The sequence below is a fragment of the Microbispora sp. GKU 823 genome, assembly GCF_002027145.1.
Classification (GTDB): Bacteria; Actinomycetota; Actinomycetes; order Streptosporangiales; family Streptosporangiaceae; genus Microbispora; species Microbispora siamensis.
Window position 1 is genome coordinate 1 of the sequence record NZ_MWJN01000047.1, and the last position, 14,017, is coordinate 14,017.

The following is a 14,017-nucleotide window of genomic DNA, read 5'->3' on the forward strand; positions in this document are numbered from 1 at the left end:
TAGCGGGCCAGGTTCTTGGCCTTGCGCTCCAGATGGCGCGGATTGGGAATCTTCTCGCCCGTGGACAGGACGGCGAAATCGCTCACGCCGAGGTCGACCCCGACCTGGCCGCCGGTGGCGGGCACCGGCTCGGGTCCGGTTTCGGCCTCCACCGACAGGGAGGCGTACCAGCGGCCATCAGGGTCGCGGGAGACGGTCACCATGGCCGGGTTGATCGTGGCGGGGTCGACCTCGGGCCAGGACCACACGAACGCGATCGGGCCGTCCATCTTCGCGAGGAACAGCCTCCCGTCGCGCCAGCCGAACGCCGAGCGGGTGTAGGTCGCGCACTGACGGCTATGCCGCGACTTGAAACGCGGATACTTGGCGCGTCCGGCGAAGAAGTTCACGAACGCCGCGTGCTGGTGCCGCAACGCCTGCTACAACGGAACACTGGACACCTCGTACAGGAAGTCATGGTCCCCGTCGCGTTTCAACTCGGTCAGATACCGGTCGGTCTGCGCATACGAGGTTGCCACGCCCTCGGCACGGTAGCGGGCCTGCCGCCATGCCAGGACCCTGTTCCAGACCAGGCGTACGCAGCCGAACGTGCGGTTCAACACCGCGGCTTGTTCGGCGGTGGGGTAGACCCGCACCTTGTAAGCCGTACGCACGTTCGAACTTTACAAGCGTTTTGCCTAACCGGTCAGCAGAAGGAGCAAAGTCGTGAGCGCTTCTCGTTCAAGGCTGTCCCGGCTTCGCCGGGCCACTCCTGACGGGGTCCGGATTCCTCCCGGTCCTGAAGAACCGGGCTTCCTCCGGAGGACCCGGTGAGGATCCGGTTCCGCGCCGGCCGGTCAGTTCATCCGGGCCGTGTCGGAAGGCATGGCCACCGGATGGCGCAACGCGTCGGCGCGGGTCGGATACACGGTGAGCCGCGAGATGAGGCCGAGCAGCGAAAACAGGTGACGCATCTGCGGGCTCATCCCGCAGACGGCGCCGTCACCGTCCTTCGGCGGGGTGCGCACGCAGGCGTCGATGAGCACCCTCATGCCGGCGCTGTCGATGAACCGCAGCTTCTCCACGTCGAACAGGATGCGCGTCGCGGGCCGGGCCAGAAGGGGAGCCACCCGCTCACGCAGCTTCGGGACCGTGATCACATCGAGTTCGCCACTGAGGGTGACGAGGGTGAAGGGAGGCGACTGCGCCACCGACACCTGGAAGTCGTGCAAGGGTCCCACCTCCGCTGGTGAGACGACCCTATCCGGACCGCTTCCGGCCTCGCCCATATTACGCGCGAGGGGTGATTAATCCCATATAACCGACGAAAACTCTGTTCAGGTTTCACTTCCGCCGCTCGGGTAGTCGCGGTCCATGGGCATACGAGCAACGGCGGTCGTCTGCCTCGCGCTGGTCGCCCCCGCGCTGATCGTCACAGGGTGCGCCTCAGCGGAGGACACCTCGGTCGCCGGGACGGCGGAGCGGTTCCTGTCCGCGGCCGGAGAAGGCCGGGGAGGGGAGGCATGCCTGCTCCTGGCACCCAGGGCCGCGCGGTCACTGGACGACTGCGAGAAACAGATCGTGTCGGCCGGACTGCGGGCGGGCGCGGTACGCGGTGTCGACGTCTGGGGCGACGAGGCGCGCGTACGGGTGGACGGCGACACGCTCTTCCTGCACCGGTTCCCCGACGGCTGGCGGGTGCGCGCCGCGGGCTGCGAGCCCCGCCCGGAGCAGCCGTACGAATGCGAGGTGGAGACGTGAACGGTGCGCGCACGCTCTACGCGGTGCTGCTGGTCACGATCGCGCTGGTCCTCGCGTACGTGATCGTCGTCGGCCTCGCGGGGAGGTAGCGGCGATGAAGCGTCTGGTCAGGGAGAACGCGCTCGCGCTGTGCTTCCTGCTGCTGTTCCTGGTCACCCTGGCCGGGCAGTCGGTCGCGGGCGCGGCGGCCTTCAACGAGGAACAGGTGGCCGAAGGCGGCTCCCCCGTCACCTGGGCCCACTACGTCACCTCGTCGAGCTTCGCCGTCGACGTGGCCGAGAACTGGCAGTCGGAGTATCTGCAGTTCTTCCTCTACATCCTCATCACCGTCTGGCTGATCCAGCGCGGCTCGCCGGAGTCGAAGAAGAGGGGCGAGGAGGGCCTGGAGTCCGATGCCGAGCAGAAGGTCGGCCCGCACGCCGGCCCCGGCTCCCCCGCCTGGGCGGCGGCGCCCGGCTGGCGGCGGACGGTCTTCAGCCATTCCCTGGGCATCGTGATGGGCCTGCTCTTCCTGCTGTCCTGGCTGGCCCAGTCGGTCGCCGGTCTCGCGGCCTACAACAACGAGCAGCTCGCCCAGCTGGAGGACCCGGTCGACTGGGTCGGCTACGTGACCTCCCCCGACTTCTGGAACCGCACGCTGCAGAACTGGCAGTCGGAGTTCCTGGCGGTCGCCTCCATGGTCCTGCTGGCGATCTTCCTGCGCGAGCGGGGCTCACCGCAGTCGAAGAAGGTCGGCGACCCGCACTCCGAGACGGCGTCCACCGGCTGACGGACCCCACGCCACCGGATGACAATCCCGGTCAAAGCCTCCGAATGTCCACGTTTGTCGCATTCCACGGTTTGGGTACGCCCAGCGCCAATCGTGGGGAGGAGCACCGAGATGACGTTCAATCCGCTGCAGGAGCGGGGGATCCCGCTGGATCGGCAGGTGCGCAACTGGCGCGAGCTGAATGTCACGCCGATCGATCCGGATCGCGCCGATCCCTACACCCGGTGCCGGATCATCACGATGAACGGCATCGAGATCGAAGCGATCATGTTCAGCCATCATTTCGCCAGGCGCTGCCCCGACCTGGAGGTGCGGCAGCGCCTGGCGGAGGTGCGCTACATCGAGGCCCAGCAGCAGAAGGCGGTCAACTGGCTGCTGCCGGGGCTGGCCTCGGTGCTGGAGACGACCCTCGCCTACGAGCAGGTGGCGGTGGACCTGACCGCCTGGGTGGCCCGGATGGAGCCCGACCCCTATCTCAAGCAGGCCTACCAGTTCGGCGTGCTGGAGGACTTCGACCACCTGTACCGGTACGCCAACCTGTACGAGATGATCGAGCACCGCAAGGCCGAGAAGATCGTCGACCAGCTGACCGAGGTGATGCCGGGCCGGCCGACGAAGATGCACCACCGGCACCCGGCCGACAACGTCCGGGAGCACTACAACCGGGAGACGGCGCAGGCGATCTCCAAGCTGCACGCGTTGACGATCATGTCCGCGGAGCAGCAGACGATGAACTTCTACATGAACGTCGGCCCGATGTACATGGAGCCCATCGCGCGGCAGCTCTACCAGGAGATCGGGCTCATCGAGGAAGAGCACGTCACGCACTACGAGTCGCTGCTCGACCCGGGCGAGACGTGGTGGGAGCAGTGGCTCAACCACGAGTACAACGAGTGCTACCTGTACCACTCGTTCATGGAGACCGAGTCCGACCCGAGGATCAAGGCGATCTGGGAGCTGCATCTGAACATGGAGCTGGAGCACCTGCGGATCGCCGCGGACCTGTTCCGGCAGCACGACGGGCGCGATCCGGAGCAACTGGTGGCCCGGGAGTTGCCGAAGCCGGTGACGTTCGAGCCGAACAAGGAGTACCTGCGCGAGCTGATCGCCACGCAGATCGACTACACGACGCTGGGCACCGGGTACGTCCAGGAGGCCCACGAGCGGTTCCAGCGCTGGCAGGAGCAGCTCATGGGCGGGGAGGAGCCGCCCAGCGAGCGCGTCATCGACGAGAACCGCGCCAGGTCGGGCGACGAGTACCGCCTGGAGACCGAGGGCAGCCACCCCCTCTACAGCCTGCGCACCCACTGAAAACAGGGCCCGGCCCGGGCCCGCACGCACGCGTACGGACCCGAGCCGGGCTCACGCTCCTACCTGCGCAGCGCCTGGCGGATCAGGTCGCGCGCCCGATCCATGATCGCCGCGGGCGGGCCCAGCAGCAGGTTCCTCGTCATCGACTCCACGCCCGGGTGCGGACGGGTCGGGGCCATCGCCTCGGCGGCCCGGACGCCGAGCGCCATGGCCCGCCGCTCCGCGGCCGTCGTCTCGGCCCGGAGCCTGGCGAACTCGTAACGCTCCTCGGCCCGCGCGTGCGTGAGCACGGCCATCCGCAGCTTGTCCAGCTCGGGCATGAAGCCGGGGTGCTCCGGGCCCATTTCGTCCAGCCTGCGGAGCATCTCCTTGGCCTCGCGCTCCTCCTTGAGCCGGTCGGCCACCACTTCCGTTCCCCCGTCCACCCGCAGCCGCGTGTAAGGATGGACGATCTCCTCCTCGGCCGTCTCGTGGACGGCCAGCATGCGCACCAGCCGCCGGAACGGCTCGTGGCGCCTGCCCGGCGCGGCGTGCTCCACCTCGTCGAACATGTCCCTGATCAGCGAGTGCTGGTGGACGAGCAGGTCGACGACGTCGCCTTCCTTCATCAGTTCGGGCACCGGGTGCTGCACGTCGGTCATGTCCCTCTCCCCTCGGATACGGCGCCCGGCCTCCGACGGGAGGCCGGGCGCCGGACGAAACGGGACCACGGTCGAACCTGACCGCACATGGCGGACACCCGGCTATCTACCCCTGCCGTGCGGTGATCAGCAGCCGATGGGGCTCGATCCCAGCGCCACGTCGTCGTACCAGATCGTGTCCGAGTCGCCGCCGTAGCTCTCCCAGCCCAGACGGAACGTCGTGGGCCGCGGCGCGGTGGAGCGGCGCAGCCACTGTGCGTCCACGTCGGTGGTCGGCGTGCCGTCCACCCGCAGGCCGGCGATCTCCTGGTCGTCCAGGTACGTACGCATGGCCTGCTGCGTGGTGTCGATCTGGAAGCGCAGGCAGACCCAGCGGTTGACGGGCAGCGGGGCGCTCAGCGCGACGCCGGAGGGGCTCTGCTCGGGCAGCGTGGCGTCGTCGACTCCCGGTTCCACTGCAGCGCGCCGTTCTGGCCGCCGATGCGCAGGTCCTTGCCGCCGTCCCTGGAGTCCGACATCGTGATCATCGCGACGTGGCCGGCCGGGAGCGCGGTCGTGTGGCGCACCCACATGCGCCCGTACACCACGGGTGAGATGGCGGAGACGTTCTTGGTGGTCCCGGCGAAGATGTGGTTGCAGTAGTTGCCGCCGCCGTTGATCCGCAGCGACCTGCCGCCGCTGTGGGCGGTGGCGGTGTCGATCGTGGCGGTGCCGGTCCCCGAGCAGTTCGGAGTGGTCACCTGCCACTCACCCGACGGCGTGCCCGACTGGTCCTCGAAGCCGGAGCAGACGACCAGGCCGTTCCCCGAGCAGCCGGACGGCGAGGGCGTCACCGAAGGACTGGGCGAGGGAGACGGCGAAGGGGACGGCGAGGGCGAAGGAGACGGCGACGGCGAGTGGTCCACGGTCGGCGAGGGAGACGGCGACGGCGACGGTGTCGGCGAGAGTGAAGGAGACGGAGAGGGAGAGGAGGTGCCGCCGCACGGCACGCCGTTCAGCGACCAGTCGGACGGCGTCGTGAGGCTGCCCGACCAGGTGCCCTGGAACCCGAAGTCGGCGGTGCCGCCCGTGGCCAGCGAGCCGTTCCAGGCGACGTTGGTCGCGGTCACGGTGGTGCCCGACTGGCCGACCTGGGCGTTCCAGGCGTTGGTGATCTGCTGGCCGGTGCCCGCCGTCCAGCTCAGCGTCCATCCGCTGACCGCCGAGCCGAGGTTGGTGAGCCGCACCGACGCGGTGAAGCCGCCCGGCCACTGGTTGGTCGTGTAGTCCACCTTGCAGACGGGAGCCGCGGTCGCGGGGCCGGGCACCAGCACGACCACGAGGCCGGCGACCAGCGCGGCCAGGGCCGCGACCAGGCGCGCCGCCGGAGAGCCCGGCAGGTCGCGGGCGGCGGGGCGATGCCCTCGGACGGGACGGAACTGCTTCATGCGTACCTCGATTTCTGCGCATCTGCTCGTTCGGCACGCCACCCGGCTCGCGCGTCCCGCCCTCCTCCCGAAACGAGCACGGACAGGCGAGGTCAGGCGCTCCCGCTCGGGGCCGCGGCCACTGGGACAGATGGGTCGCGACGCTGCGGCCCCCGGACGCAGATGTTTTCTCCGGGTCGCGGAACCGGTCAACGGACGCCGCCGCTCCCGGGCCGGTCCCGCCCGAGCGGCGACGACGCCCGCGCAGCTCACGGGCACGACATGGGCCGGAGACGGCCGGGCGCGGGCGACGGGGCGAACTGAATCTTTCACCGCGGGCACCCCGGCGCGCCCGCCCACGTGACGCGCCCTGCCTGTCCGGCCCCCGGCCGGTGCCCCCGAGCGCCCGACTCTCGTAGTCTTCGCACTGACACGCGCGAACGCAAAGGACAACCCCCAATGGCAGATGCAGGGTCCTGGGTCGTCGTCGGGCTCGACAACGGCGGCACAAGCAACAACGCGACCGTTCTCGACGCCTCAGGGCGGTTCCTCGTGGACCGGATGGTCGAGACGCCCAGCCTCGTACGGGAGGGTCCTGAGGTCGCGGTCGAGCAGCTTCTGCTCGCCCTCGACAACGTGCTGGAGCTGACCGGCACGCCGCGCTCCACCGTACGGGCGGTGGGCCTGGACACTCCCGGCCCGGCCAGCGCCGACGGCGTGATCTCCTCGAAGGGCGCGACCAACTTCGTCGATCCCGGCTGGTTCGGCTTCGACTTCCGCGGGGCTCTGGAGTCCCGGCTGGGGCTGCCGGTCGTCTACAACAACGACGGCAACGCCGCCGCCCTCTACTCCCACCACGTACGCTTCGGGCCGGACGCCTGGCAGCACTCGTCGGTCTCGGCGATCGTCGGCACCGGCCTCGGCGGCGGCGTCATCCAGTCGGGGCACGTGGTGAAGGGCGCCGCCGGGATGGCCGGCGAGCTCGGGCACGTCCACATCCCCCTGCAGGGCCTGCTGGAGGAGGGCCAGCCGCTGCCCGAGTGCAACTGCGGCTTCGTCGGGGACGCCGAGAGCGTCGCCTCGCTGACCGGCATCGAGAAGAACCTGCTGCCCTACTGGCTGACCCGCTTCCCGGGCCACGAGCTGAACGGGGTCGAGCCCGTCGGGAAGGCCGCCAAGCTGCTGCGCGGCTACGCCGAGAACGGCGACCCGCTCGCGCTCAAGGTCTTCGAGCAGCAGGCCATGGCCATCGGCAGGCTGTTCACCATCGCGGCCAACTTCACCGACCCGGACGCGTACTTCCTGGGCGGCGGGGTGGTCGAGGCGGCCCCGCACTTCCGCGAGTGGTTCCTGGAGAAGGTCCGCGAGCACACCCTGCTGCGCGAGGAGCAGCGGCGGGTGGCCACGGTGACGCTGGTCGAGGACCTCGACATGGCCGGCGCCCGGGGCGCGGCGCTCGCCGCCCTCGCCGAGATCGTCGGCCGCTGACACCTGTTCGCGATCGGCCCCGGTCGCGGCGGGTGATCTGGACGGATCACCCGCCCGGCCGGGGTCCGGCGAACGGAACGTCCAGAGCGGGTTGCGAATCTCGTTCGGTTCGGCACGATGCGGGATCGTGAACGACACAGACCTGCTCAACGGCCGCCGCTTCGTCATGATCAGCTCCACGGCCAGCTCGGTGGACGCCGACGCCCCCACCGAGTTCGCCTACGAGGAGTCGGGCGGCGTCATCTGGGGGCACTACACGGGCGACACCGTCGTCCACGGCCGGTTCGTCGGCACCCGGGACGCCGACCGCATCGAGCTGTCCTACGTCCACCTGCTGAAGACCGGCGAGCGCGCGAGCGGCCGCAGCACCAGCCGCATCGAGACGGCCGAGGACGGCCGGCTGCGCCTGGTGGAGGAGTTCCAGTTCGAGGGCGACGACGCCACCCACGTCAGCGTCTGCGCCGAAGTGGTCTAGCTAGGTCGCGTCGCGCAGCGCCGCGCGGCCCTCGGCCGCGCCGACGAAACGCATCTTGCCGAGCGGCAGCCCCTGCCCCTGCCCCTGCCCCTGTCCCTGCTCGGGGTCCGACGAGGGCGAGGGGCCGGGCCGCCGCGGGGCGCCGCGTCCCCGGTCCCGCTCCCGGTCGCTCGGCAGCACGTACGGCCGCCTGAGCACCTCGTCGAGGATGAACACGGTCTCGGTGGCCTTGACGGCCGGGATGTTGGCCAGGCGTTCTGTGACCATCGCGTGCACCTCGGCCACGTCGGCCATCCTGACCTGGATCATGGCGTCGTGCTGCCCGGTGGTGATGGCGCAGTACTCCACCTCAGGCATCTGGGCGAGCTGGGCGCGGAACTGCCGCCACATCTGCTGGCGCACGGTCACGAAGATCAGCGCGACGATGCCGAGGCCGGCCCGCTGGTGGTCGATCTCGGCCGTGAAGCGCCTGATCACGCCGTCGGCGCGCAGCGCCTCGAAGCGCGTGTAGGCGTTGGCCCGGGAGATCCCCACCCGCTCGGCGAGGGCGGACACCGAGACCCGCCCGTTGTCCCTGAGCACCTCGAGGATCTTCAGATGGGTGGCGTCCAGCTCCAGGCCGATGCCGATCCGTCCAGTGGTGCCGCCCCCGGACCCCGAGTTGCTTGACATTTCGGTCACTGGTTCTTCCTCCATGGGAGATTCGTCTCGGCTTGGCCGCAGGAGCTGGACTTTCTGCCGGACAATCCTGGACGATCGGCGACCAAACGTCCACACGGCCAAGGGTTGGCCAATTTTCGGAGGACCACAATGACGACCCGTTCGTGGCAGGCGAGGGCCGGCCTTCTGCCGGTCGCGCTGACCGGCGCACTCGCCCTCGCGGCCTGCTCCGGCGGCGGCTCGTCCAGCAGCACCCCAAGCGGCGCCGCGGGCAAGACGCTCGTGATAGACACCTCGTTCGACCTCAAGACGGCCGACCCGGGACGGACCTACGAGCCCACCGGTCTCATCGTCGACAAGGCGACCTACGACACGCTTCTCACGTTCGAAGGCTCCGACGTCACCAAGCCGGTGCCCGCGCTCGCCGAGTCGTACGAACTGTCGTCCGACGGCAAGGAGCTCACGCTCAAGCTGAGGCAGGGCGCCAAGTTCGCCGACGGCTCCCCGGTGACCGCCGACGACGTGGTGTTCTCCCTCACCCGCGTGCGCGACATGAAGGGCACCCCGTCGTTCCTGCTCGACGGCGTGGAGATCGCCAAGACCGACGACACGACCATCACGCTGACGTCGAAGAACCCCAACCCGGCGCTTCCGTACATCCTGCCGAACCCGGCCCTCGGCATCCTCAACTCCAAGGTGGCCAAGGAGCACGGCGCGACGAACGACCCGAACGACAAGGCCGAGCAGTACCTGAACTCCGCCTCGGCCGGCTCGGGTCCGTACACGATCGAGTCGTTCAACGTGAGCAGCCAGGTCGTGCTGAAGGCGAACGCGCAGTACTGGGGCGCGAAGAAGCCGTACTACGACAAGGTGGTCATCCGCAACGTCGAGTCGGCCACGCAGAAGCTCAACGTGCAGCGCGGCGACAGCCAGGTGGCGCTGAATCTGTCCGGCGACCAGGTGGCCGGCGTCTCCGGCGGCCTGCAGGTCAAGCGGACCGCCTCGGCGTACGTGTTCTTCCTGCTCGCCAACCAGGACTCGGCCGTCAGCAAGGTCACCTCCAACCCCAAGTTCGTCGAGGCCGTGCGCAAGGGCATCGACTACCCCGGCCTGCTCGAGCTGGCGGCGAGGGCTCGACGCAGGCGTCGGGCATCATCCCGTCGATGTTCCTCGGCGCGCTCCCGCCCGACCAGGCGGCCAAGCGCGACGTCGAGGGCGCCAAGGCGGCGCTCCAGCAGAGCGGCGTGACCGACCCCACGGTCAAGCTGGAGTACCCCAGCGAGCTGACCGTGAACGGCCTGTCCTTCCAGCCGCTGGCCGAGCGCATCCAGGCCAACCTCAAGGAGGTCGGCATCACGGTCGAGCTGACCCCCGCCCCGGTCACCACCGCGCTGGACAACTACCGCAACGGCAAGGAGGAGCTGGGCCTGTGGTACTGGGGCCCCGACTTCCCCGACCCCAGCAACTACCTGTCGTTCGCCCCGGGCAAGCTGGTCGGCCTGCGGGCCGGATGGAAGGCGGGCGCGGACAAGGACGTCGAGGCCGCGGCCGACAAGGCCGGCGCCGCGGTGACCGACGACGACCGCAAGCAGGCGTACACCGACTTCCAGCAGAAGCTCAACGCGACCGGTCCGTTCATGCCGCTGATCCAGCCCGGCCAGAACATCGTGACGGCGGCGTCCGTCACCGGTGTGGAGTACCACCCCGTGTGGACGATCAATGTCGCCGACCTCGGCGCCAAGTAACCGCCGTACGGGGAACCGGGCGCTGCGCAGCCCGCTCGCCCGGTTCCTGGTCCGGCGGATCGTCACGGCGCTGCTGCTCGCGGTGGGGATCACGCTGGTCACCTTCGTGCTGACCAACCTGGTGCCGGGCGACCCGGTGTCGGCCAACCTCGGCCAGCGGGCGCTCGGCGACCCGGCGATCGTGGCCCAGTGGCGCGCCGATCACGGCCTCGACCGGCCGCTGCCGCAGCAATACCTGATGCACCTCGAAGGGCTGCTGCACGGCGACCTCGGGACGAGCCAGCAGAGCCACCGCCCGGTGCTGGACGACCTCGCCGAGTCCGTGCCGGCCACGCTGGAGCTGGCCGGGGCGGCGATCCTCGTCTCGCTGATCCTCGGCGTCGGATTCGGGGTGATCGCGGCGCTGCGCCGCGACCGTCTCTCCGACCACGTGCTGCGGGTGCTGAGCCTGGTCGGCATCTCGGTGCCGACGTTCTGGCTCGCGCTGGTGGCGTTCTACGTGTTCTTCTTCCGGCTGCAGGTCACCCCGGGCAGCGGCCGCATCGATCCGGGGATGACCCCGCCGCCGCAGGTCACCGGCCTCTACACGGTCGACGCCCTGCTGTCGGGACGCTGGGACGTGTTCTCCTCGGCCGTCGGCCACCTGGCCGCGCCGGCGCTCGTGCTGGCCCTCTACACGATCGGCCTGCTGACGCGGTTCACCCGCTCGGCCGTGCTGGAGGTGCTCGGGCAGGACTACGTACGCGCCGCCCGCGCCAAGGGCCTGCCCGGCCGGGTGGTGCTGTTCCGTTACGTCCTGCGCCCGGCGCTGGTGCCCGTCATCACCGTCGCCGGCCTGGCGTTCGGCAGCCTGCTGTCCGGCACCGTGCTGGTGGAGGCCGTCTTCGCCTGGCCGGGGGTCGGCCAGTACGCCTACAAGAGCGCCACCACCCTCGACCTGCCCGCCATCATGGGCGTCGGTCTCGTGGTGGGCGTGGTCTACCTCGTCATCAACCTGGTCGTCGACGTGCTCTACGGCGTCATCGACCCGAGGGTGAGGGTCTCATGAAGCGCGCCGGCCTGTTCGCGCGCACCCGCGTGAGCCGGCTCCCGCAGGCGTGGCGGCGGCCGCTGGCGATCGTCGGCACCGTCGTCGCACTGGCCTGGATCGTGGTCGCGCTGGCCGCGCCGGTGCTCGCGCCGCACGACCCGCTGGCGCAGGAGCTGCCCAGGCTCGCGCCGCCCGGCCCCGGCCACTGGCTCGGCACCGACCAGCTCGGCCGCGACATCCTCAGCCGGATCATGTACGGCGCGCGGGTGTCCATCCCGCTCACGCTGCTGCTCGTGGTGCTGTCGGTGCTGATCGGCGGCCTGCTCGGCGCCTGCGCCGGATACTTCGGCCGGTGGGTGGACGAGACGATCATGCGCCTGGCCGACCTCGTGTTCGCCTTCCCCACCGTCATCCTCGCGATGGTCGTCGCCGCCGCCCTCGGCGCGAGCCTCGGCAACGCGGTGCTCGCCGTGCTCGTCGTCGCCTGGCCGGCGTACGCGCGGGTGACCCGCGGGCTCGTGCTCGGCGTACGGGAGCGGGAGTTCGTGCTGAGCGGGCGGCTGCTGGGCTTCTCCGCCTGGCGCTCGCTGCGGGTGGACGTGCTGCCGAACGTCACCGGACCCGTCCTGGTGCTCGCCACCCTCGACATCGGCACCGCGCTGCTGCTGCTGTCGGGCCTGTCCTTCCTCGGGCTCGGCGCCAAGCCGCCGTCCCCCGAGTGGGGCGCGATGGTCGCCGCCGGGGTGGACGTCTTCGACAGCTGGTGGGTCGCGACGTTCCCCGGGCTCGCGATCCTGACGGTCGTCCTCGCGTTCAACTTCCTCGGTGACACGCTGCGCGACGCGCTCGACCCGCGTACCGCCCGGGCGATCAAGGAGCGTGCGCTGTGACGGCAGAATCAGGGACGGCCGCGTTGTCGATCGAGGGGCTGCGGCTGTCGATCGGCGGCCACGACGTCCTGCACGGCGTCGACCTGAGCCTGGAGGCGGGCCGCGTGCACGGCCTCGCCGGCGAGAGCGGCTCGGGCAAGACCATGACCGGTCTCGCCGTGCTCGGCCTGCTCCCCCACGGCTCCCGCGTGTCGGGGCGGATCGCCTTCGGCGGCCGCGACCTGCTGGGGATGCCGGCCCGTGAGCTCAACGAGGTGCGCGGCGCGAAGATCGCCATGGTCTTCCAGGACCCGGCGACCAGCCTGCACCCGATGCTGACGGTGGAGCGGCAGCTCACCGAGCACATGCGCCACCACCTGGGCGTCGGCAGGAAGGAAGCGCGCGAGCGGGCCGCCGGCCTGCTCGCCAAGGTGCGCATCCCCGGCCCGGAGGAGGCGCTGAAGCGCTATCCGCACCAGTTCTCCGGCGGCATGCGGCAGCGGATCGCCATCGCCGTCGCCCTGGCCTGCGAGCCCGAGGTGCTGATCGCCGACGAGCCGACGACCGCGCTCGACGTGACCGTGCAGGCCGGGATCCTCCGCCTGCTGCGCGGCCTGTGCGACGACCTCGGCCTCGCCGTCCTCCTCGTCACCCACGACCTCGGCGTGATGTCGGCGGTCGCCGACGAGGTGAGCGTGATGAAGGACGGCCTGGTCGTGGAGACCGGCCCGCGCGGCCAGGTGCTGCGCGAGCCGCGCCACCCCTACACCCGTTCGCTGCTCGACGCCCTGCCCGTGCCTCCTGGGGAGAACTCGCCATGACCGTGCCTCTGACTGGGCCCCTGTTGTCCGTGGAGGACCTGGTCGTGGAGCACCGCACGCCAGGCCGCCCGGTCGTGCGGGCCGTGGCCGGGGCCAGCCTGCACGTCGCCGCCGGCGAGGTCGTCGGCCTGGTCGGTGAGTCGGGGTGCGGCAAGTCCACCCTGGCCCGGGCGGTGTGCGGGCTGCACGGCGCGGCCTCGGGACGGATCCTCGTCGGCGGGCACCCGGTGTCGCCCCTCGGGCTGCGCCGCAGGGACCCGGCGCTGACCGGCGTGCAGATGGTGTTCCAGGATCCGTACTCCTCGCTGAACCCGCGCCGCCGGGTGGGCGCGCAGATCGCCGACGGGCTGCGTACGGCGGGCGACACCGCGACCGAACCCGCCGACCTGCTCGAACGGGTCGGGCTGCCGCGCGCGTTCGCCGGCCGATACCCGCACGAGTTCTCCGGGGGGCAGCGGCAGCGCGTCGCGATCGCGCGGGCGCTCGCCGCCCGGCCGTCGCTGCTGATCGGGGACGAGCCCATCTCCGCCCTGGACGCCTCGGCCCAGGCGCAGGTGGCCCGGCTGATGCGCGACCTCGCCGTGGAGTCCGGCGCGGGCCTGCTGTTCATCAGCCACGACCTGTCCGTCGTACGGCTGATCGCCGACCGGATCGCGGTCATGTACCTCGGCAAGGTCGTGGAGACCGGGCCGACCGCGGAGGTGTGGGCCGACCCGAAGCACCCGTACACGCGGGCGCTGCTCGCCGCGATCCCCTCCCCCGACGGCGCCGGGGTGCTGCCCGCCGAGCTGCCCGGGGACGTGCCCGACCCCGCCGATCCCCCGGCGGGCTGCCGGTTCCACCCCCGCTGCCCGTTCGTCATGGACGTGTGCCGGGAGCGGGAGCCGGACTTCGGACCGGCGGCCTGCTGGCTGCACGCGCCGGAGTCGTCCTCAACGTCATGATCGACCCGCTCATGCTGGAGGACGTGCGCGCCGGGATGGCCGGGGCGGGCATCGACGCCCTCGTGCTGCGGCCCTCCCCGGACTTCCGGTATCTGCGGGCGGCCCCGCTGTCGGCCGC

Annotated in this window: 16 protein-coding genes and 1 pseudogene; 11 read left to right on the forward strand and 6 right to left on the reverse strand. The window is 70.7% G+C overall.

Going from position 1 to position 14,017, the window contains the following annotated elements; all coding sequences use genetic code 11:
• From B1L11_RS23825 to B1L11_RS23835, 3 genes are all read right to left on the reverse strand, one after another.
• Positions 1 to 413 (reverse strand): transposase (locus B1L11_RS23825; protein ID WP_143737491.1); only part of this gene is annotated, 413 nt, incomplete at its 3' end.
• Between the two features lie 6 nt (positions 414 to 419).
• Complete coding sequence (locus tag B1L11_RS23830) at positions 420 to 653, reverse strand: helix-turn-helix domain-containing protein (RefSeq protein WP_079316546.1); 234 nt, start codon at positions 651 to 653, stop codon at positions 420 to 422.
• A gap of 183 nt (positions 654 to 836) precedes the next feature.
• Entirely contained in the window at positions 837 to 1,196 is a 360-nt protein-coding gene (locus tag B1L11_RS23835; RefSeq protein WP_179155292.1) for an STAS domain-containing protein, read from the reverse strand.
• A 157-nt stretch (positions 1,197 to 1,353) separates the two neighbouring features.
• On the opposite strand from B1L11_RS23835, the gene B1L11_RS23840 reads away from it, so the two are divergent.
• The 3 genes from B1L11_RS23840 (at position 1,354) to B1L11_RS23850 (ending at position 3,820) form a co-directional block, all read left to right on the forward strand.
• A complete protein-coding gene (locus tag B1L11_RS23840; RefSeq protein WP_079316548.1) occupies positions 1,354 to 1,740 on the forward strand; it encodes a hypothetical protein in 387 nt (128 codons plus the stop codon).
• A 94-nt stretch (positions 1,741 to 1,834) separates the two neighbouring features.
• Positions 1,835 to 2,509 carry a DUF6766 family protein gene (locus tag B1L11_RS23845; protein ID WP_079316549.1) on the forward strand — a complete coding sequence of 225 codons (675 nt, stop codon included), beginning with the start codon at positions 1,835 to 1,837 and terminating at the stop codon, positions 2,507 to 2,509.
• Positions 2,510 to 2,620: 111 nt separating this feature from the next.
• A complete protein-coding gene (locus B1L11_RS23850; RefSeq protein WP_079316550.1) occupies positions 2,621 to 3,820 on the forward strand; it encodes a hypothetical protein in 1,200 nt (399 codons plus the stop codon).
• A 59-nt stretch (positions 3,821 to 3,879) separates the two neighbouring features.
• On the opposite strand, the gene B1L11_RS23855 is transcribed toward B1L11_RS23850, so the two are convergent.
• On the reverse strand, positions 3,880 to 4,461 hold the full coding sequence (locus B1L11_RS23855) for a hemerythrin domain-containing protein (protein WP_079316551.1): 582 nt from the start codon (positions 4,459 to 4,461) through the stop codon (positions 3,880 to 3,882).
• A gap of 126 nt (positions 4,462 to 4,587) precedes the next feature.
• Positions 4,588 to 5,888 (reverse strand): annotated as a pseudogene (locus B1L11_RS23860) (cellulose-binding domain-containing protein).
• Positions 5,889 to 6,326: 438 nt separating this feature from the next.
• Here B1L11_RS23860 and B1L11_RS23865 point away from each other — a divergent pair.
• Together B1L11_RS23865 and B1L11_RS23870 are read left to right on the forward strand one after the other, a co-directional pair.
• Complete coding sequence (locus B1L11_RS23865) at positions 6,327 to 7,355, forward strand: ROK family protein (protein ID WP_079316552.1); 1,029 nt, start codon at positions 6,327 to 6,329, stop codon at positions 7,353 to 7,355.
• A gap of 127 nt (positions 7,356 to 7,482) precedes the next feature.
• Positions 7,483 to 7,830 (forward strand): hypothetical protein, encoded by a 348-nt coding sequence (locus B1L11_RS23870; RefSeq protein WP_079316553.1) that lies wholly within the window; start codon positions 7,483 to 7,485, stop codon positions 7,828 to 7,830.
• On the opposite strand, the gene B1L11_RS23875 is transcribed toward B1L11_RS23870, so the two are convergent.
• The gene (locus tag B1L11_RS23875) at positions 7,831 to 8,502 is read right to left on the reverse strand and encodes an Lrp/AsnC family transcriptional regulator (protein ID WP_256862835.1); all 672 of its coding nucleotides are present in this window, start codon (positions 8,500 to 8,502) and stop codon (positions 7,831 to 7,833) included.
• 138 nt (positions 8,503 to 8,640) lie between these two features.
• On the opposite strand from B1L11_RS23875, the gene B1L11_RS23880 reads away from it, so the two are divergent.
• Genes B1L11_RS23880 through B1L11_RS23900 form a run of 6 tightly spaced genes read left to right on the forward strand, consistent with a single transcriptional unit; the run spans position 8,641 to position 13,899 of the window.
• A complete protein-coding gene (locus tag B1L11_RS23880) occupies positions 8,641 to 9,738 on the forward strand; it encodes an ABC transporter substrate-binding protein (RefSeq protein ID WP_372974715.1) in 1,098 nt (365 codons plus the stop codon).
• Entirely contained in the window at positions 9,654 to 10,235 is a 582-nt protein-coding gene (locus B1L11_RS55075; protein WP_372974716.1) for an ABC transporter substrate-binding protein, read from the forward strand. The genes B1L11_RS23880 and B1L11_RS55075 overlap by 85 nt, the downstream gene beginning before the upstream one ends.
• Positions 10,210 to 11,283 carry an ABC transporter permease gene (locus B1L11_RS23885; protein ID WP_079316555.1) on the forward strand — a complete coding sequence of 358 codons (1,074 nt, stop codon included), beginning with the start codon at positions 10,210 to 10,212 and terminating at the stop codon, positions 11,281 to 11,283. Before B1L11_RS55075 ends, B1L11_RS23885 begins: the two co-directional genes overlap by 26 nt.
• Entirely contained in the window at positions 11,280 to 12,155 is an 876-nt protein-coding gene (locus B1L11_RS23890; RefSeq protein WP_079316556.1) for an ABC transporter permease, read from the forward strand. Before B1L11_RS23885 ends, B1L11_RS23890 begins: the two co-directional genes overlap by 4 nt.
• On the forward strand, positions 12,152 to 12,955 hold the full coding sequence (locus B1L11_RS23895; RefSeq protein ID WP_079316557.1) for an ABC transporter ATP-binding protein: 804 nt from the start codon (positions 12,152 to 12,154) through the stop codon (positions 12,953 to 12,955). Before B1L11_RS23890 ends, B1L11_RS23895 begins: the two co-directional genes overlap by 4 nt.
• The gene (locus B1L11_RS23900; protein ID WP_079316558.1) at positions 12,952 to 13,899 is read left to right on the forward strand and encodes an ABC transporter ATP-binding protein; all 948 of its coding nucleotides are present in this window, start codon (positions 12,952 to 12,954) and stop codon (positions 13,897 to 13,899) included. The genes B1L11_RS23895 and B1L11_RS23900 overlap by 4 nt, the downstream gene beginning before the upstream one ends.
• Positions 13,900 to 14,017: the final 118 nt, after the last annotated feature.

Excerpts from the sequence above, each read along its gene's own strand:
- B1L11_RS23855 (WP_079316551.1), bottom strand. The coding sequence starts at position 4,461 with ATGACCGACGTGCAGCACCCGGTGCCCGAACTGATGAAGGAAGGCGAC.
- B1L11_RS55075 (WP_372974716.1), top strand. The coding sequence starts at position 9,654 with ATGTTCCTCGGCGCGCTCCCGCCCGACCAGGCGGCCAAGCGCGACGTC.
- B1L11_RS23900 (WP_079316558.1), top strand. The coding sequence starts at position 12,952 with ATGACCGTGCCTCTGACTGGGCCCCTGTTGTCCGTGGAGGACCTGGTC.
- B1L11_RS23880 (WP_372974715.1), top strand. The coding sequence starts at position 8,641 with ATGACGACCCGTTCGTGGCAGGCGAGGGCCGGCCTTCTGCCGGTCGCG.
- B1L11_RS23845 (WP_079316549.1), top strand. The coding sequence starts at position 1,835 with ATGAAGCGTCTGGTCAGGGAGAACGCGCTCGCGCTGTGCTTCCTGCTG.
- B1L11_RS23885 (WP_079316555.1), top strand. The coding sequence starts at position 10,210 with ATGTCGCCGACCTCGGCGCCAAGTAACCGCCGTACGGGGAACCGGGCG.
- B1L11_RS23890 (WP_079316556.1), top strand. The coding sequence starts at position 11,280 with ATGAAGCGCGCCGGCCTGTTCGCGCGCACCCGCGTGAGCCGGCTCCCG.
- B1L11_RS23850 (WP_079316550.1), top strand. The coding sequence starts at position 2,621 with ATGACGTTCAATCCGCTGCAGGAGCGGGGGATCCCGCTGGATCGGCAG.
- B1L11_RS23875 (WP_256862835.1), bottom strand. The coding sequence starts at position 8,502 with ATGTCAAGCAACTCGGGGTCCGGGGGCGGCACCACTGGACGGATCGGC.
- B1L11_RS23865 (WP_079316552.1), top strand. The coding sequence starts at position 6,327 with ATGGCAGATGCAGGGTCCTGGGTCGTCGTCGGGCTCGACAACGGCGGC.
- B1L11_RS23840 (WP_079316548.1), top strand. The coding sequence starts at position 1,354 with ATGGGCATACGAGCAACGGCGGTCGTCTGCCTCGCGCTGGTCGCCCCC.